The 17,269-nt window shown below is 52.5% G+C and carries 15 protein-coding genes; 6 read left to right on the top strand and 9 right to left on the bottom strand.

Annotation, left to right across the window (positions count from 1 at the left end; all coding sequences use genetic code 11):
- A partial coding sequence (locus tag MRY86_RS22625) for a T9SS type A sorting domain-containing protein (RefSeq protein ID WP_293563562.1) occupies window positions 1-944 on the top strand: 944 nt, incomplete at its 5' end.
- Between the two features lie 439 nt (window positions 945-1,383).
- On the opposite strand, the gene MRY86_RS22620 is transcribed toward MRY86_RS22625, so the two are convergent.
- Entirely contained in the window at window positions 1,384-3,096 is a 1,713-nt protein-coding gene (locus MRY86_RS22620; RefSeq protein ID WP_293563561.1) for an FG-GAP-like repeat-containing protein, read from the bottom strand.
- 724 nt (window positions 3,097-3,820) lie between these two features.
- On the opposite strand from MRY86_RS22620, the gene MRY86_RS22615 reads away from it, so the two are divergent.
- The gene (locus tag MRY86_RS22615; protein WP_293563560.1) at window positions 3,821-4,939 is read left to right on the top strand and encodes a TlpA disulfide reductase family protein; all 1,119 of its coding nucleotides are present in this window, start codon (window positions 3,821-3,823) and stop codon (window positions 4,937-4,939) included.
- A gap of 256 nt (window positions 4,940-5,195) precedes the next feature.
- Here the strand turns inward: MRY86_RS22615 and MRY86_RS22610 are convergent, their stop codons facing one another.
- Entirely contained in the window at window positions 5,196-5,951 is a 756-nt protein-coding gene (locus MRY86_RS22610; protein ID WP_293563559.1) for an RNA methyltransferase, read from the bottom strand.
- A gap of 30 nt (window positions 5,952-5,981) precedes the next feature.
- Between MRY86_RS22610 and MRY86_RS22605 the strand changes: the two genes are divergently transcribed.
- Window positions 5,982-8,507 (top strand): BamA/TamA family outer membrane protein, encoded by a 2,526-nt coding sequence (locus MRY86_RS22605; protein WP_293563558.1) that lies wholly within the window; start codon window positions 5,982-5,984, stop codon window positions 8,505-8,507.
- Here MRY86_RS22605 and MRY86_RS22600 read toward each other — a convergent pair.
- From MRY86_RS22600 to MRY86_RS22590, 3 genes are all read right to left on the bottom strand, one after another.
- Complete coding sequence (locus MRY86_RS22600) at window positions 8,495-8,818, bottom strand: DUF3817 domain-containing protein (protein ID WP_293563557.1); 324 nt, start codon at window positions 8,816-8,818, stop codon at window positions 8,495-8,497. The two genes, MRY86_RS22605 and MRY86_RS22600, sit on opposite strands and share 13 nt — an antisense overlap.
- A gap of 89 nt (window positions 8,819-8,907) precedes the next feature.
- Window positions 8,908-9,552 carry an endonuclease III gene (gene nth, locus MRY86_RS22595; RefSeq protein WP_293563556.1) on the bottom strand — a complete coding sequence of 215 codons (645 nt, stop codon included), beginning with the start codon at window positions 9,550-9,552 and terminating at the stop codon, window positions 8,908-8,910.
- Window positions 9,553-9,617: 65 nt separating this feature from the next.
- A complete protein-coding gene (locus MRY86_RS22590; protein WP_293563555.1) occupies window positions 9,618-10,799 on the bottom strand; it encodes an AIR synthase-related protein in 1,182 nt (393 codons plus the stop codon).
- A 335-nt stretch (window positions 10,800-11,134) separates the two neighbouring features.
- Here MRY86_RS22590 and MRY86_RS22585 point away from each other — a divergent pair, with 335 nt between their 5' ends.
- The gene (locus MRY86_RS22585) at window positions 11,135-12,499 is read left to right on the top strand and encodes a peptidoglycan DD-metalloendopeptidase family protein (RefSeq protein ID WP_293563554.1); all 1,365 of its coding nucleotides are present in this window, start codon (window positions 11,135-11,137) and stop codon (window positions 12,497-12,499) included.
- Window positions 12,500-12,601: 102 nt separating this feature from the next.
- Here MRY86_RS22585 and MRY86_RS22580 read toward each other — a convergent pair whose 3' ends face one another.
- The 4 genes from MRY86_RS22580 to MRY86_RS22565 all read right to left on the bottom strand — a co-directional run bounded on the left by MRY86_RS22580 (window position 12,602) and on the right by MRY86_RS22565 (window position 15,245).
- Window positions 12,602-13,159 carry a YqgE/AlgH family protein gene (locus MRY86_RS22580; protein WP_044222605.1) on the bottom strand — a complete coding sequence of 186 codons (558 nt, stop codon included), beginning with the start codon at window positions 13,157-13,159 and terminating at the stop codon, window positions 12,602-12,604.
- A gap of 74 nt (window positions 13,160-13,233) precedes the next feature.
- Window positions 13,234-14,112 (bottom strand): ACP S-malonyltransferase, encoded by an 879-nt coding sequence (gene fabD, locus MRY86_RS22575; RefSeq protein WP_044222603.1) that lies wholly within the window; start codon window positions 14,110-14,112, stop codon window positions 13,234-13,236.
- A gap of 66 nt (window positions 14,113-14,178) precedes the next feature.
- Window positions 14,179-14,775 (bottom strand): GTP cyclohydrolase I FolE, encoded by a 597-nt coding sequence (gene folE, locus MRY86_RS22570; protein WP_293563553.1) that lies wholly within the window; start codon window positions 14,773-14,775, stop codon window positions 14,179-14,181.
- 59 nt (window positions 14,776-14,834) lie between these two features.
- A complete protein-coding gene (locus tag MRY86_RS22565) occupies window positions 14,835-15,245 on the bottom strand; it encodes a 6-carboxytetrahydropterin synthase (protein ID WP_044222600.1) in 411 nt (136 codons plus the stop codon).
- A 210-nt stretch (window positions 15,246-15,455) separates the two neighbouring features.
- Between MRY86_RS22565 and MRY86_RS22560 the strand changes: the two genes are divergently transcribed.
- Window positions 15,456-16,538: a histidine kinase gene (locus MRY86_RS22560; RefSeq protein WP_293563552.1), complete on the top strand. Its 1,083-nt coding sequence runs from the start codon at window positions 15,456-15,458 to the stop codon at window positions 16,536-16,538.
- Window positions 16,535-17,269, top strand: a complete 735-nt coding sequence (locus MRY86_RS22555) for a LytTR family DNA-binding domain-containing protein (protein ID WP_293563551.1) — start codon at window positions 16,535-16,537, stop codon at window positions 17,267-17,269. Before MRY86_RS22560 ends, MRY86_RS22555 begins: the two co-directional genes overlap by 4 nt.

Raw genomic sequence — 17,269 nt, 5'->3', positions numbered from 1 at the left:
AGCTGACGGCTTCTGATATACATGGCAACAACAGCAGCTGCACGGCGCAGGTGGAAGTGCTCATCAGCGAGAGCATCCCGCCGCCCTGGGGCACAGCAGATATCGGCATGGTGCCGGGCAGCAGCGCCTATGCTTACGACCCTTGTGCCACGGGCGGCCCGTCCAAAGGGCATTTCACCCTTAATACCACTGGCTACAACCCCATTTCCGGAAATACAGACCAGCTGGCGGGCGTGGTGCAGGAGCTGTGCGAAGGGTCCGGCATCCGCGCGGAGGTACAATCGGTAGGCCCGGATACGTATGCAGGCATATTCATGCGCAACAGCAGCGCGGCCGGGTCGCCCATGGCGGGGCTGTTTACCAACCTGACGCCTTTGCTGCGCTGGGAGAGCCGCCTGCAGCCGAACGGCGGCAAGAGCTTTACGCCCTTTCAAGCGGTAGCAACCCCGGCAACGCTGGGCATGCGGCGGCACAACGGCCTGCTGCAGGCTTTCTACCGCATCCCCGGCGGGAGTGGCTGGCAGTTGATCACTCAAATACAAGACCACCTGGAGGAGTGCGTGGAAGTGGGCTTTGGGGCCTTCACGAGCACGCCTGGCGGAGCGGCAGTAGCTGTGATTGGCCCGGTGACGACCATAGGCGCTTCCAACAGCACTGAATTTGGGGGCAGCCCGGCCATGGAGCTTACTGGCGCTTCTGGCACCGGGCAGCTGGCGCTTTGGCCCAACCCTGCCTCCCGGTCGGCCACTTTATCGCTGGGCGCACCGCTGGAAGCGCCGGCGCAGGCCCGCCTGATGGACGGGCTGGGGCGGGCTGTGAGGGCATGGGCACTGCCTCATGGAGATACGCAGCATCAACTGGATGTGGACGGGCTGCCCGCAGGCATTTACTGGTTAAAAATTGATAGGTACCCGGATGCAAAGCGGTTGATGATTAGCAGGTAAGATTTCAGAGGTGCTAAAAATGCAGGTACTACCAGGAAATCAAAAACTGGTAGTACCTGCATTGCTCCGATAGTCACTCGTTTTGCATCCATTCTCCCCCCTCAGTTCCTTTAGCTGTGAAGGCCCGGACCGTAAATTTGTCACACCAAAAAAGCGAAAAGTGTTTTACTAAAAAGATTGGATTACACCGGTGCATATCGCTGGCACATCATGCACTACTGCTCCATAATCCCCCCTATGCTTAACCAATGGGCTATCAGCCCACTACTACCTAAAGCTAATTTTATGGGGAATTTTCAGGAGCTGCAGTAACCAAAAAATTGCTGCGGCTCCTTTTCCCCGTGAATACGAAGCAAACCGATCTAAGTGCACTCAATTATTTCGGGAGACCTCTGTGCGCTTCTGTCCTTTTATGGCGTTACAGCTGACTACCATACACTTACTGTTTCACAATCCGTTTAAGCGCTACCCCTTCTTCACTACAACATACAATAAGGTATAAGCCAGCCGGCCAGCCTGATGCCGATACCTGAAACCGCCCGGTTGAGCCGTCAGTATGCGACGATGGCAAGGTGGCTATACATCGCCCCTGAATATCGAGAACTTGCATTTGCAATATTCCGGACCGGTTGGGCATATCGTATTCTATCCAAAACTCATCTTGTATAGGATTAGGCCACGCCCGAAGTCCAGGTATAGCCTTCCTTCGACCAAAGGCGGATGTGGTTACGCCCTCCCCTTCTGTAATGTGGTAATGCTGGTCAACCGCAAGCCCTTCATAAGTTTCCACCGCCCCATTCGGCCAGCGGATGGACAACCGGTCGATAAGCGTGGCGTCCCCCAGCCCGAAGTGCAAGGTGAAACTGTTTTGGGAGGCATAGCCCATGCCTGCGCAGACTTCATCCATTTGCACCTGCCCGTTGGCTTCCAACGTGACCCGCGCACCGATAGCGGCAGTATTGCTTTCCGTGCCCCGCAGGCGTACTTTGACGAAGTGGTGCCCGTTTTCGGTGCTGTTCAGAAAAAGCTGATTGCCATCCTGAGATCCGGCATTGACGAGCAGCAAATCTGGTTTCCCATCGGAGTTGACATCACCCGTAGCGACGCCGTAGCCGGCCATCGGGCTCGACAGGGGCGTCCCTTCGCTGACGACTTCAAAAGTCGTATTCCCCAGATTGCGGTACAGCAGGTTATCAAATGGGGCAAAGTAGGTATCGTTGGACACATAAATATCACTGTGCCCATCGTTATCGTAATCCAGGAAGACCGTGCCCCAGCCCATGCCCAGGTCATCCACTCCGGCCGGACTGCCCATTTCCGTAAAGGTGCCATCCCCATCGCTGAGCAGCAGGACATTCTCATACAGATTGGTGATGTACAGGTCGAAGAAGCCATCGTGGTTGATGTCTGCAAAATCTACGCCCATGCCCTGAGCGGCGATGTTGGCCCCGGCGGCCACCGAGACGTCCTCGAAGTGCCCGGTCCCGTCGTTGCGGTACAGGATATTGGGCTGATTGGCATCGTGGGTAAGGTAAAGGTCGAGGTCACCATCGTTATCGTAGTCGAAAAACAGGGAGCCCATGGCGATGCCAAAGTCCTGGGCATTGGCAGCTACTGTAATATCCGTGAAGGTCCCATCACCGTTATTATGGTACAAGTAATTGGGCGCGGCAAGGTTGGCTACGTACAAATCGACATACCCATCCCGGTCCACATCTCCCCAGAGGACCGCCCGGGTGCGATGCCCGGAGTTGACCCCTGCACTTACGCTAATATCGGTGAAGGTGCCATCGCCATTATTGCGGTACAAAATATTAGGTTCATCCCGGTTACCCAGGTAAAGATCGAGGTGCCCGTCATTATCGAAATCGCCCCAGGAACTCACATTGGTCGTACCCACATGCGCAATGCCTGCCTGAGCGGCCACTTCCACAAACTGTCCATTACCGATAGCCCGGTAAAGCAGATTGGGCGCATTGTGGCGGGAGATGTAGATATCATCGGCCCCATCACCATCGTAATCACCAAAGGCGACGCCAAAGTTCCGGCCAGGATGCCCGATGCCGGCACTGGCGGACCCATCAAAGAAAATAGGCTGTGCGGGCAGCAGCCTTGCCATCAAAGCAAGCAGCAAAAAACATAAACGAACCATAAGTCCTGCATTTCACTTTTCTGAAAAGTAGCAAAACTTCGTCAATTAAAGGATATCCATTTGGCTCAAAACCCTATATTTTACCGTGTGAGATACGATTTTTGACTGTTTTCATAGAAAAGGTTCAGGTTGGTCCCGAGGGCAGTCCAGTCGAGGTAAAGGTTAAGCACCATGAAGCGCCTCCATATGGAACGGCCGCTGTGCGACCGCCTCCGTTGACCAGCCAACCGGCACTGCTCAAAATCCAAGACTGAACCAACGGCACTGCTCGCCCATTTTACATTTTACATTTTACATTAAGCGTTTTACAGTTTTACATTTCCTTCCTGGCGGGGGTCGGGGGTGGAAGTTTATTCTTTTCCTTCCTAAAAAAATAGTGCCGTCTCCAAGCACGCCCGTCGAAAGGACCGACTTCCCATACGGGCCAGTATTGGCGTTTTAAACTACGTCGGACAGCGAGTGCGCCAGGCGAGACTGCTACTCCGACCGGTAACGCCCGCAACCACAAAACCCACCGCCCGCCAAAGCCACAGGCGACGGCGGGAAAACACCACAGTACCAAAATCCTTGCAAGGTTCAGGTTGGTCCACAGTGCGACCCCACCGATTTATCCGCCCATAATCCCAATTTTCCATACTATTTTTATCTTTGTGGCGTTGAAAATCAGCTGAAATCAGCAGTAGCAACAAGTAATCATTACCGAATCAAAATACTCGTAACGAGCATGAAGAATATTGGAATTACCCTAATGGCAACCCTCCTGTCCCTGGCCGTCTGGCAGTGTGCCCCTGAGGTCAAAGGTACCGTTATCGACGGGCAGATTGAGAATGCAGCGAATATGCAGGTCTACCTCGATCAGGTGAAGATCGGCAAAGCAAGCAATGTTTTAGCGAAAGCGGATATGGATGCCAACGGGCAGTTCAAAATGGAATTCCCGGAAGGCATTGAGGCAGGGGTTTACCAAATGCGCATTGGTGCCAAGAATTTCAACCTGGTCTTTGATGGGAGCGAAAAGCAGGTCACGCTCAAGGGCGACCTCAACGATATCCAAACCTTCAACTTCGATATTGAGGGCGCTCCGGATTCCAAAATCCTGGCGCATACCATGAACAGCCTCTTCAAGCGGGAGTATCAGGCTTCTGATATTGAGAATTTTGTCGACTCCGTTTCCAACCCGGTGCTGGGCGCTTTTGTCGCCTACCGCTCGCTGGGTTCTAACGGGCAGTTTCTGGATACGCAGAAGAATGCCCTCCGCCGCCTCAACGAGGCCATCCCCAACTCGGAGATGGGTGCCAACTACGGTGCTTTCCTCACCGCCGTGGAGCGGCAGTATATGCAGCAGCAGGCACAGGAGCTGATTCAGGTCGGCCAAATGGCGCCGGACATCAAAATGAAAAGCCCGGATGGGAAGGAATATGCGTTGTCTGACCTTCGCGGTCAGATCGTACTGCTCGACTTTTGGGCAAGCTGGTGTGGCCCGTGCCGCCGGGAAAACCCGAATGTAGTAGCCGTTTACGACAAGTACAAGGATCAGGGCTTTACCGTCTTTAGCGTTTCTCTGGATGGCCTGGACGCCCGTACCCGCAGCCGTATGAATTCTGAAATGGAGGCCGAAACTTACCTGCAAAACCAGAAGCAACGCTGGGTACAAGCCATTGAACAGGATAACCTGAAGTGGGAGTACCACGTGAGCGACCTGAAAAAGTGGGAGTCTGAGGCTGCCGCTCTCTACGGTGTGCGCAGCATCCCGCGTGCCTTCATGATTGACAAGGAGGGCCGGATTGTTTCTACCAGCGTCCGTGGTGCGGAACAAATCGAAGCGGAGTTGAAGAAACTCCTGTAAGCAGGCTGTAATTTAGTCTGGATAAAAGCCATTCAGGTATTGCCTGGATGGCTTTTTTTGAAGGTGCGTTGGGGCAGGTTAAGGATTAGGTTGAGGTTGAGTACCAAGCAGTAGCTTCAGGGGGTGGATAGCAAGCTATCCGGCAGCCACCCGAGTCGATTGCAAAGCGGTCGTGCCCTTTGGAGACACTCCCCTGGTCTGCTCAATCTTATCCTGAACCTCAGCCTCCGGCTTAGCCTTTCCCAGCCGCCACCGCCTAATTCAGCAGTACACCAATAATAATCCCAGCCGCCACCGCCGCGTTCAGCGACTCTGCGCCACCGCCCTTTCCTTTGGGGATAGACACCCGGTGCGTCACCTGTTCCATGACTGCCGGCGTGATCCCTGCGCCTTCATTACCAATGACCAGTACACCAGTTTTGGGCAGATCGGCCTGAAAAATGCTCTCCCCTTCCATATCTGCACCGAAGATAGTCAGGCCGGGGGCGGTGCTGAGGACGGCTTCAAAGTCGGCAACGATGGTGGAGACCCGTAGAAACGCGCCCATGGACGCCTGTATGACTTTAGGGTTGAAGACCTCCACACAATTCGGCGAACAAATCACCGTTGAAATACCGAACCAGTCTGCCAGTCGCAAAAGGGTGCCCAAATTGCCGGGGTCCTGAAGGTCATCGAGGTAGAGCGACAACCCTCCTGTAAGGTCTGCCGCACGGAGGGTATAGCGGGGCTGCCGCACGAGGGCCAGCGCCTGATTAGGGGTTTTAAGCAGGGAAAGGCGGCTGAGTTCATTTTCAGAGACGGTGAGCGCCTGTAGGTCAGGTGGCCACTGCTGCGGAGGCAAATGTTCCATCCAACGGGGCAGTGCGAAGAGGGTTTCCACCCATTCGGAGCGGTGCTCCAACAGTTCGCGGACCATCTTATCGCCCTCTACAACGAATTTATCATACTTTTGCCTGAACTTCTTCTGGCGAAGTGATTGTATATATTTGATCGTATTTTTAGAAACCGGCATAACGTTTTTTGGCTGTTGATCAAAATGCCCATGCGTAGCAGTGAAAGCACAATATACTTAATCGGTGCCGTTCTGGCACTGCTGTCTTTTTCCTCCTGCAATTCCTCCAGGTACCTGGCGGCGGATGAATACCTGCTGCGCGGCAACAGCATTAAGTTGCATGCGGATGACAAGCTGGAACGGGAGCGCAATATGAAGTATGAGCTGTCCACCCTGTACAAGCAGACCAAAAACAACCGGTTCTTTTTCATGCCGCGGGAGTGGTTTTACTTCGTCACCAACGGGCCCGGCGATACAACCAAGTTTGACCGGCTGCTCAGGCGGGTGATCGGTGAGCCCCCCGCCATTTACGATCCATCGCTGCGCGAGGCCACCGAACAGTCCATGCGGTATTACCTACAGTACAAGGGCTACTTCGATGCCGAAGTCTACTCCGACCCGCTGGTCAGGCGCAAAAAAATGTACATTACCTACCACGTTACGCCCAATGAGCAGTACCGGGTAGACACTATTGTGTTTGCCTGTAAAGACCCCACGGTGGACAGCATCCTGCGCTCCATCGCCCCCCGTAGTTACCTGAAGCCGGGTTCTGCAATTGATGGGCAGCTTTATGATAAGGAACGGAAGCGTATTACCAGCTACCTGCGCAACAACGGTTATGCCTACTTTTTCAGCAATTACTTTGCGCCCCTGGATGCAGATACCACGGTGGAAGGGCGACAGGCAGCACTCCGGCTGGAAGTCCTGCCCCCCGCTGAAGATACTGTCCATCAGCAATACCATATTGATGATATCACTGTCTTTTTGGACTACATCCCCGGACAAGGCGACTCCACCCTGGTGGACACCTTCATCAACAACATTCACCTGCGCACTTCCCACCTTTACTTTCGGGTAGACCCAGGCACCGTTGTGGAATCCATCTACCTGAAGCGGGGCGAACTCTATAGTCAGGCCGATTATGACCTGACCAACAAACAGCTCAATAGCCTGGGGGTCTTCCGTTTTGTCCGGATCAAACAAAACATTGATTCGCTCTACCCGGACCGGCTGGACATCCGCATTGAGCTGACGCAAAATAAGCGCCTGGAAGTGGGTGCCGACCTGGAGTTCAACTACGCCAGCCGAAGCGCTACGGGCATTGGCAACCTCATTGGCACTACGGTCAGCCCATCGCTGCGCCACCGGAATGTATTTGGCGGGGCGGAGCTTCTGATCACGGACTTCAACGCCGGTGTGGAATTCAACCCGGCTCCGCAAGCCATCTCTGCCGGGCAGTTTTGGAATACCGTAGACCTCGGCTTGCAGACTAATCTCTACCTGCCCCGGTTTATTGACTATCTGAGCATCTGGCGACGGCTCGACCGGGCCCGGCTGGGCAAAAAGGAATCGTCGGTCTTTTTTAGGGAAGGCTTTTACCAATCGCTTCAGGAAAATGCGTCCACCCGCGTATCCGCCAACTACAACTACCTGCTGATCCTGGATTTTTACCAGTACAACCTCTTTACAAGTACCTACGGCTTTGACCACCAACCTGCCAACAACAAGCGGTTTATCCTCAACCATGTGGGTATTGATTACCTGCTGCCTACGACTGAGGCCAACTTTGACTCCCTGCTCGCTTTCAACCCCTTCCTGGAGCGCTCCTTTGGCGAGCAGCTGTTTGTCAGCCTGCTTTTCCGGGACATGAACTACGTGTACAACTCCCGGCCCAACAGACGGGGCAATTCTTACTACCTGGGCTTCAACCTGGAGCTGGCGGGTGCGGAAATCTGGGCAGGCAATGCGATTTACAATAGCTTTTCCCTGGAGCCGGATACCCTGCGCCTCAATTTGGGCGGTGGCCAGGGCGTGGATTTTTCGCAGTACGCCCGTACGCAAATTGACCTAAGGCGGTATTGGCAAAGCCGGCCCAGCCACAGTTTTGCCGCCAGGTTTTCAATCGGGGTAGCCCGGCCGTTTGGGTACACCACCGACGTGCCTTATGTAAAGCAATTCTTTGCCGGCGGGCCCAACAGCATACGTGCGTGGGCACCCCGCGGGCTCGGGCCAGGCGCGTATGAAGACACTCTGGCAGTGCGAAGTGCAAACAACACCCGGCTATACCAGACCGGCGACCTCAAACTGGAAGCTAATCTGGAATACCGGTTCAAAATATTCTGGCTGATGAATGGGGCGTTTTTTCTGGACGCCGGGAATGTGTGGACCCTGAGGCGGGACCCCAACCGTTGCGGTTCTCAGTTTTTACTAAGGGGCAAAACTTATACCTGTGTGGACCAGGAATCCGGAGAGCGGGTTTCCTACACCAATGAACCCTTCTACCGGCAGATCGCCATAGGCGGCGGCTTCGGGCTGCGGCTCGACTTTTCCTACTTCATTCTGCGGCTGGACATGGGCGTGAAACTCCGGCATGCCGCCCCATTCCCCAATGAGCCCGATAGCCCCGCCAACTGGCAGAACTACTGGTTCCGGGACTTCAGGCCGGATGGGAACCGCGTGGACCTGCGCCTGGGGGACATCGTGGCTTTCAACCTGGGCTTTGGCTACCCGTTCTGAACCTGCTGCTGTATGGGCTTGAAGATTCTGCTGTCCGCCACAAAGGTCCCGAATGGCACAATGGAAGCAAGCAGCGACCAAAAAGTCTGCCCCAGGCTCATCCTGTATTCTGACCGGGCCAGTATCACTATCGTAATGTAGCCAATAAAAAGGAAGCCATGTCCCATTCCAACCACAAGATTGGGCTCAGGGATACCTGCCATATACTTAAGCGGCATAGTAAAAAACAAGATCAGCAGGAAGGAAACGCCTTCCCATAAAGCCAATATGCGAAGGGCTTGTATGGTGGTTCCGAAATATTTTTTGAACATGATATCTCTTTTTTCCACAATAACAGCCAAGCCCGGAGTTGGTTACTACCCTATGCCCTAAATGACCGGGTTATTGCAATCGCTAACTTTTACTTAAACAGGGTTTTGCGGCCGTACTGACTGCAAATCGGGCATTCCCTGGGGTCGTGCCCCCGCGCCGGACAGTACTCTCTTCCGAAAAAGATGATCTGCAAGTGCAGCTTGTTCCATAGCTCCTTCGGAAAAAGTCGTTTGAGATCATATTCCGTACGCTGTACATTCTTACCGGTGCTCAGCCCCCAGCGGTAAGCCAGGCGGTGGATGTGAGTGTCAACCGGGAAGGCAGGCTCTCCGAAAGCCTGGGCCATGACCACGGAGGCCGTTTTGTGGCCTACGCCGGGCAATGCCTCCAGCGCCTCCATATCTTCGGGCACTGCTCCTCCGTATTTTTCTACCAGGATGTTTGACAGTTCGCTGATGGCAGCTGATTTCCGGGGAGAGAGACCACAGGGGCGGATAATCTCCCGTATTTCATCTACGGGGACCTGTGCCATGTCTTTTGGGTTGTCCGCCCGTTCAAAAAGCGAGGGCGTAATGCGGTTGACCCGTTCATCGGTACATTGAGCCGATAGCAATACGGCTACCAGGAGGGTATAGGGGTCTTTGTGGTCTAGCGGGACTGGAACTTCCGGGTAGTAAGATTCCAGAATCTCTGTAATGGCTTTAACTTTCTGTTGCTTGGTAACTCTTCTCATGCCTGTTCAAAGTGAATGGTGTTGGATTTTTTCGGCATTTGAGATCTTGGGGTTAGAGGTATGAATCAGTGGTCGTACTCAAAGGTGCCGTATGGGCTTTCCACCCTTACCGTTGGCTGATCGGCCTTTTCAACGCGTCCAATGATTTGAGCATCAATATTAAACTGTTTGGCAATATCGATGACCGCCTGGGCTTCGCTTTCCGGGAGATAGACTTCCAGTCGCTGCCCCATATTGAATACCTGATACATTTCCTGCCAGTCAGTGCCGGACTCCTCCCGGATCATCTGAAAGAGGGGCGGTAAGGGAAGCAGGTTGTCTTTGACGACCCGCACGTTATCAATAAACTTGACCACCTTTGACAACCCTCCACCGGTATTGTGGATCATGCCGTGTATGGAAGACTTCAGGTGCTTCAATAGCTGAGCAATCACAGGGAGGTAAGTCCGGGTGGGCGACAAGACCAGCTTGCCAGCTGTCATCTTCTGACCGTTTCCTATACTCACTTCGTCCGTTACTCCTTTGGAACCCACATAGACTACGGTTTCGGGCAGAGTGGGGTCGTAACTCTCCGGGTATTTGGAAGCATAACGGTGGCTGAAAACATCGTGGCGGGCGCTCGTAAGCCCGTTGCTGCCCATGCCGCCGTTGTAGGCTTTTTCGTAGGTAGCCTGGCCGTAGGAGGCGAGGCCAACAACCACATCGCCGGGCTGAATGTTGTTCACAATCAGGTCGCTGCGCTTCATCCGGGCGAAAGCGGTGTAACCCACATCAATGGTGCGTACGATATCCCCTACATCGGCTGTTTCTCCGCCTGCCAGGTGAATATCCACGCCATGGCTGTGCATCTCCTCCACGAAGGCAGAGGTAAAGTTGATGATGGTGCTGATGACATCGCCCGAAATCCGGTTTTTATTCCGGCCAATCGTCGAGGAAAGCAGGATATTGCTGGTGCACCCGACACAGCCCATGTCATCCAGATTCATCACCATCGCATCCTGGGCAATGCCTTCCCAGACGGAGAGGTCACCGGTTTCTTTCCAGTAGATATAGGCGAGGCTGCCCTTGGTGCCAGCGGTATCGGCATGCATCAAGGTACAGTGCTCCGGGCTCCCGGCTGCCACATCAGGCAGGATTTTGCAGAAAGCATTCGGGTACAAGCCTTTATCCAGGTTTTTTATAGCGGCGTGCACTTCATCTTTAGTTGCTGAGACGCCCCGTTGCCCGTATTTCGATTGGTCTGCCATCCGGTTTCGTAATTTCCCGCAAAGGTAGGGAATTCCGTAGAAATGATTAGAAAAGCGCCCAAAAAGGATATAAATAGTTGGAGAAAAAGAAACGGCGCAAAAGTTTTTATACGGGGAGCTGAACAAAAAGTTCCATTTTTTGTAATTTTAACAATTATTATTAGGCGCAACTTGCCGCCGCTTCTATATTTGCAGGTGCAAAAAACATTCAGCACCTTCTGATCCCATGGTTCTCATCCCAAAAACTTTAGCAACTATTTACCGCATTCACCCCCAATACTGGCTGGGTATGCCGTATTTGTAGCACACCATTTATTCATCAAACCTACTTCATCGTGGATCTACCAGAATCGATTAACCACTTTTACCGACAGCATAAACGCACCATACATATTTCAGCTTTATCAGTTGCCGTCCTCCTTGCGGGCACGGCTATTTTTTATGCCGCTACCCAGCTGAATAGCAAAAAAGGGCTGCGGGCTTCGCTATCATCAGCAGAAGCACCAGTGGAGCTTAGCGCTTTCCCGACCATAGTGCCTACCATGAAGTACGGCTTTGCTATTGATACGCTGCAACTGCAAGAAAATACCATTCAATCCGGACAATTCTTAGCCGACATCCTCCTGGGTCAGCAGCTCGATTACCCTTCGATTGAGAAGCTGGTCGCTAACATGGAGGATGTTTTTGATGTTCGCCACCTCCGGGTAGGCAAACCTTATACCATTCTCTCTAAGCCAGGTACTGAGCAGCCGCTTTACATGGTTTATGAGCCCAACGACTACGAATACGTGGTGTTCGAGCTCTCCGGCGACTACAAGGTGGAGCGCAAAGAACGTATTGTGGAGACCCAGCAAGGCTCTGTTGCGGGCAAGCTGGAGTCTTCGCTTTGGAACGCCATCGTTGGGCAGGGGCTGAGCTACGAGCTCGCTGCCAAAATGGAGGGTGCGCTGCAATGGTCGATTGACTTCCACCATCTACAGAAGAACGATGAGTTCAAACTCGTTTTTGACCGCGAGTTTATTGATGGGGAAGAAGTAGGCATCGGGGCAGTCCACGCGGCTTACTACAAAACAGGCGAGAACGAATACCATGCTATTTACTACAAGAGCGAAGATGAAGCACACGAAGGATACTACGATTTAGAGGGCCGCCCGATGAAGCGGGGCTTCCTCAAGTCGCCCGTGAAATACTCCCGGATTTCCTCTTACTATAACCTCAACCGCTTCCACCCTATTCTGAAGCGTCGCCGCCCGCACTACGGCACCGACTACGCTGCGCCTTACGGCACGCCTATCTACGCGGTGGGTGACGGTGTGGTTACCCGGGCGTCCTACACCAAGGGCAACGGCAACTTCGTAAAGATCAAGCACGATAAAACCTACGAAACGCAGTACCTGCACATGCAAAAGTTCGCCAAGGGCATCAGTGTCGGCACCCATGTGAAGCAAGGGCAGGTGATTGGCTATGTGGGCTCTACAGGCTTGGCTACAGGCCCTCACGTTTGCTTCCGCTTCTGGAAGGACGGCAAGCAGGTCAACCACCTGAATATGAAATTCCCACCTGCTAAGCCCCTGCCGGATTCAGAGCTGTCTCAGTTTGGGCTGCAGCGCGACCGCTACATGGAACTGCTGAACAATGCTAAACCGAATAAAATGGTTTCAGAAGAAACGGATGAAGCCACCGGCGTGGACAACCCGTAAGAAATACAAGATCCATTAAAACAAAACGAAGCCCCCTTCAGTACCATTTTGGCAGCCGAAGGGGGCTTATTCTTTTTAGGACGGCGGGTATAAAAGAAGAGGCTAATTCCAGCTAACGAACTCCGGCATATTGGCGATGACCGTATAAGCATCACCTTTGTTGTACATCGCCTGCTCCCATACCTGGCCGGAATCCATATTGAAAAGATAGTTGGCGTGCATGTCTGCCACCACCCAGGAGCCGAGGGTCATTTCATCATCGAGCTGACCTTCCGACCAACCGGAGTAGCCAACGAAGAAGCGGATATCTTTAGGCTCGATGAGCTGTGAGGTCGCTAAAAATTTCAGCTTCTCAAAATCACCGCCCCAATAGATACCGTTGCCGACCGGGCGGCTGCCTTCCAGCAAATCTCCTACCGTGTGCAGGTAGTGGATGGTATCGCGCTGTACCGGACCGCCGTAGAGGACCCGGGACTCGAATTCCGGGAAGGACTCGACCAGGGCATCGATTTGCATATCAAGTGGTTTATTCATGATGAACCCTACGCTGCCTTCCTCACCATGCTCACAGAGGAGTACCGCAGCGCGCTTAAAATTCGGATCTAACATGAAGGGCTCTGCCAGTAAGACCTGCCCGTTTTTCACTTGATTGCTAACCATAAAATTGTGCTTTCATTACAAATGAACCCATCGTGGACGGGAATTGGTTCAGCCGGAAGTCATTTTTTTGAATACTACAAAGCACTTGTAGGGAACTGCCGGTCGACCTTCTTTACAAAACCCTGGAGCGTCTTTCCATTCCCCCCGACCTCGATAAACTCGGTGACGCCATCTGCGATCATGTTTTTCATGGTTTGTGTCCAGCGTACGGGGGCGGTCAGCTGAGCGATGAGGTTTTTCTGGATGACTTCCGGGTCGGTTGTGGCGGTGGCGGTAGCATTTTGATAGATCGGGCAAACCGGTTGCTGAAAGGCTGCTGCCTCTATAGCCGCCTGTAGTTCGTCCTGAGCCGGTTGCATCAGCGGAGAGTGAAATGCCCCACCTACCGGCAGCACGAGCGCGCGGCGGGCACCCGCTTCCTTTAGTGCCTCTACGGCCTGATTCACACCTTCCACAGAGCCGGAGATCACCAACTGGCCGGGGCAATTATAGTTGGCCGCGACCACAATCGCATCAATGCCCTCACAAATCTGCTCCACTACCTCGTCTTCCATGCCGATGATGGCAGCCATGGTGCTTTCCTGCATTTCACAGGCTTTTTGCATAGCCTGAGCACGCCCCTGTACCAGCTTGAGCCCCTCTTCAAAACTCAGGGCACCGGCGGCTACAAGAGCAGAAAACTCGCCCAGGGAGTGCCCGGCTACTGCGCCCGGGTTCATCTCGTCTCCCGCCATTTTGGCTTTTACAATGGAGTGCAGGAACACCGCAGGTTGCGTCACCCGCGTCTGTTTGAGGTCTTCAGCGGAGCCTTCAAACATCACATCTGTGATGCGGAAACCAAGGATATCGTTGGCTTGCTCGAAAAGCTTTTTGGCAAGGTCGCTACTTTCGTACAGGTCTTTGCCCATACCTTCAAACTGAGAAGCTTGGCCTGGGAAAACGTAGGCTTTCATGGTTTATTTCGTTTTGAAGTTTTCTGATTATGTCCCATACAGGCGTGGCCCCATACGGGCGTGGTATTAATGCAAATTAGCACTGACCAGGTTTAAAAATTCTGCCCGGGTCTCCGCCCTTTGGAATTCGCCAGTAAAGGCAGAGGTCGTCGTTACGGAATTTTGTTTTTGCACACCGCGCATCATCATGCACATGTGGCGGGCTTCAATCACTACAGCGACGCCCAGCGGATTGAGGGTCTCGTGTATGCAATGCAGAATTTGATCCGTCAGGCGCTCCTGTACCTGCAGCCGCCGTGCGAACACATCGATCACCCGTGGAATTTTGCTCAGCCCTACGATATAGCCGTTGGGAATATACGCAACATGTGCCTTTCCAAAAAATGGCAGCAGATGGTGCTCGCACAGGGAGTACAATTCGATGTCTTTCACTAGCACCATTTCGCTGTATTCCTCCCGGAACATGGCAGACTTCAGGATCTGCTCTGCGTCTTGCTCGTACCCTTGTGTGAGGAACTGCATGGCCTTGGCTGCCCGCTCTGGCGTTTTGACCAGCCCTTCGCGGCTTACATCCTCTCCCAATTGCCCTATGGCAGATTGGTAAAGGTCCGTCAGGGCTTGAGTGGTTGCTTGATCGTATTCCTCTGATTTCTGAAAAGACATGCCTGTTTGAATTGATTCTTAAGAAGAACGCCGATAACAGCAAAGGGTTGTCCGTAAGGCTACTCGCCGTAGTATTCAGCGAAGATATTTTCGGTCTCATACAGCTTGATGCAGTGCAGCTGACAGCCTTCCAGCAGGGGCTCCAATTGCTGCCAGAACAGGATGACGAGGTTCTCAGTTGTTGGTTGCATGCCTTCAGGAATAAAATCAACATCAAGGTTAAGGTTGCTGTGGTCTACTTTATCCACAATCGACGACTTGATGAGCTTACTCAGCTGTTTGACATCCACAATAAATCCGGTGACCGGGTCCGGTTTACCCTTGACGGTTACGAACAGGTCGTAGTTATGACCGTGCCAGTTTTTATTGGAGCATTTGCCAAACATCGTCTGGTTTTTCTCCTCACTCCAGCTATCGACCCATAGTTTGTGGGCGGCGTTAAACCGCTCTCTTCTAGTCAGATAAACCATAGTGGCTTTTGCAGTTTTTGTCGATTCTCTTAAGGTCTTTCAACAGAACCGCAAAAGTACAAATATTTCTGTTTCTTTGGTGGCCTGCCCGTACAAAGTCGATGCACAGCCTTAATCTGTCTACATTTTTTGATGCCAAACGGGCATTAGCTGTATATTGGCAATGCATTTTCGGAAAGCATAACGACCAGCAGACTTGCAGCAATAACTATGGAAAAACATTTCCAGACCTCCAGAGCCGACCGTATCTACCAGGTACTCACCCGGCGTGAAGTATACCACAGCTTGTTTTGGCTGATGGTGCTGCTGCTGCTGACGGTATTTGAGAATACCCGGCAAGGCTTTTGGTTTACACTCAGCAATGAAGTGATCAATATCCTTTTTTACGGCGTTATCGTTTACTTCAACCTGCTTTACCTCATCCCCAACTACCTGACTAAGAAGAAATTCCTGACCTACAGTGGGCTGCTCATCCTGGCCACGCTGATCATCACCCCCCTGAAAGTGCTCGTGTTTTACTTCAAATTCAGCAAATTGCCTCAGTTGCAGGCCGACCTGCTGGAAAATATGAACTGGTATTTTCTGCTGACCTTTTTTATTGCCGGTTCTTCAACGGTCTTTAAAATCATCACCGACTGGCTGCGGCACCTGCGCGAAAAACAGGAGTTGCAGACCCAGACTATGCAGTCCGAGCTGCGCTTCCTCAAGTCGCAGATCAACCCGCACTTCCTTTTCAACACCCTCAACAACCTTTATGCGCTGACCCTGAAAAAGTCGGACGAGGCACCGGAAATCGTGCTGAAACTTTCGGAAATGATGCGCTACATGCTCTACGAGTGCAACGAAAAGCAGGTCCTCTTGAGCAAGGAGGTCTCCTACATTCGCAACTACCTGGACCTGGAGCGCATCCGGCAGGGCAAGAACGCCCAAATCAACTTTGAAGTCAACGGCCACATCAGCGACCAGAAAATCGCGCCCCTGATGTTCATCCCATTCCTGGAAAACAGCTTTAAGCATGGACTGAGCAGCCGCATTGACGAAGGCTTTGTGAATATCGTATTGAATGTTGACGAAAATAACGTACATTTCTACATTGAGAACAGCAAGTCGGATGCGCCGCCCAGCCGGGACCCCAGCCGCCCCAGTGGTGGTATCGGCCTGGTAAATATCCACCGGCGCCTCAAGCTTTTGTACCCAGACCATTACGAATTAGATATAGAAGACAGCCCTAACACTTACGCTGTAAACCTCATGCTCGACATCGAGCCTCAAACCAAAAAATTGGAAGTATGATCAATGCAATCATTGTCGATGATGAACCTTTGGCACAGGACGTGCTGGAGACTTACATCGAAAAGATTCCGGAAATAACCCTCGTCCAAAAGTGCAGCAATGCCCTGGAAGCCAACGAGGCACTAAAGTCTAAAGACGTTGACCTCATGTTCCTCGATATTCAGATGCCACAGCTTACCGGCGTGGATTTCCTGAAAACGCTGAACAAACCACCGGTCGTCATCTTCACCACCGCCTATCCCAATTACGCTATTGAAGGGTTTGAGCTCAATGCACTGGACTACCTGCTGAAGCCTATTTCTCTGGAGCGCTTTATGAAAGCCACCAACAAAGCCATCGAGCAGATTGAACTGAAGCGAAAAGGCAATGCTGCCGAAGCTACACCCGCTGCTGCCGATGACCCCGGCTACATCTTTGTCAAAGCCGATAAGAAACTGGTCAAAATCCACTATCACGATATCATTTATATCGAAGGGTTAAAAGACTACGTCATCATCCGGCAGGAAAATTCCCGGGTCATCACTTTGCAGACTATGAAGAGCCTGGAAGACAAACTGCCTCAGGGCATTTTCAAACGCATCCACCGGAGCTACATCGTAAATATTGAGCGCATTGATGCGGTGGTGGGCAATATGGTGGAAGTAGTAGAGAAAGGACAGGCTAAGCACCTCCCTATCGGTAAAAACTACCGGGACGAGCTCCTCGATATTGTCAATAAAAACCGCCTGTAA

Origin of the sequence: Phaeodactylibacter sp., assembly GCF_022763345.1 — a bacterium.
In the GTDB taxonomy this organism is placed as follows: Bacteria; Bacteroidota; Bacteroidia; order Chitinophagales; family Saprospiraceae; genus Phaeodactylibacter.
The sequence above is the reverse complement of the archived record's forward strand: the minus strand, read 5'-3'. Positions and strand labels throughout refer to the sequence as shown.

Coding starts and splice junctions, on each gene's coding strand:
- MRY86_RS22620 (WP_293563561.1), bottom strand. CDS start 3,096: ATGGTTCGTTTATGTTTTTTGCTGCTTGCTTTGATGGCAAGGCTGCTG.
- MRY86_RS22615 (WP_293563560.1), top strand. CDS start 3,821: ATGAAGAATATTGGAATTACCCTAATGGCAACCCTCCTGTCCCTGGCC.
- MRY86_RS22610 (WP_293563559.1), bottom strand. CDS start 5,951: ATGCCGGTTTCTAAAAATACGATCAAATATATACAATCACTTCGCCAG.
- MRY86_RS22605 (WP_293563558.1), top strand. CDS start 5,982: ATGCGTAGCAGTGAAAGCACAATATACTTAATCGGTGCCGTTCTGGCA.
- MRY86_RS22600 (WP_293563557.1), bottom strand. CDS start 8,818: ATGTTCAAAAAATATTTCGGAACCACCATACAAGCCCTTCGCATATTG.
- nth (WP_293563556.1), bottom strand. CDS start 9,552: ATGAGAAGAGTTACCAAGCAACAGAAAGTTAAAGCCATTACAGAGATT.
- MRY86_RS22590 (WP_293563555.1), bottom strand. CDS start 10,799: ATGGCAGACCAATCGAAATACGGGCAACGGGGCGTCTCAGCAACTAAA.
- MRY86_RS22580 (WP_044222605.1), bottom strand. CDS start 13,159: ATGGTTAGCAATCAAGTGAAAAACGGGCAGGTCTTACTGGCAGAGCCC.
- fabD (WP_044222603.1), bottom strand. CDS start 14,112: ATGAAAGCCTACGTTTTCCCAGGCCAAGCTTCTCAGTTTGAAGGTATG.
- folE (WP_293563553.1), bottom strand. CDS start 14,775: ATGTCTTTTCAGAAATCAGAGGAATACGATCAAGCAACCACTCAAGCC.
- MRY86_RS22565 (WP_044222600.1), bottom strand. CDS start 15,245: ATGGTTTATCTGACTAGAAGAGAGCGGTTTAACGCCGCCCACAAACTA.
- MRY86_RS22560 (WP_293563552.1), top strand. CDS start 15,456: ATGGAAAAACATTTCCAGACCTCCAGAGCCGACCGTATCTACCAGGTA.
- MRY86_RS22555 (WP_293563551.1), top strand. CDS start 16,535: ATGATCAATGCAATCATTGTCGATGATGAACCTTTGGCACAGGACGTG.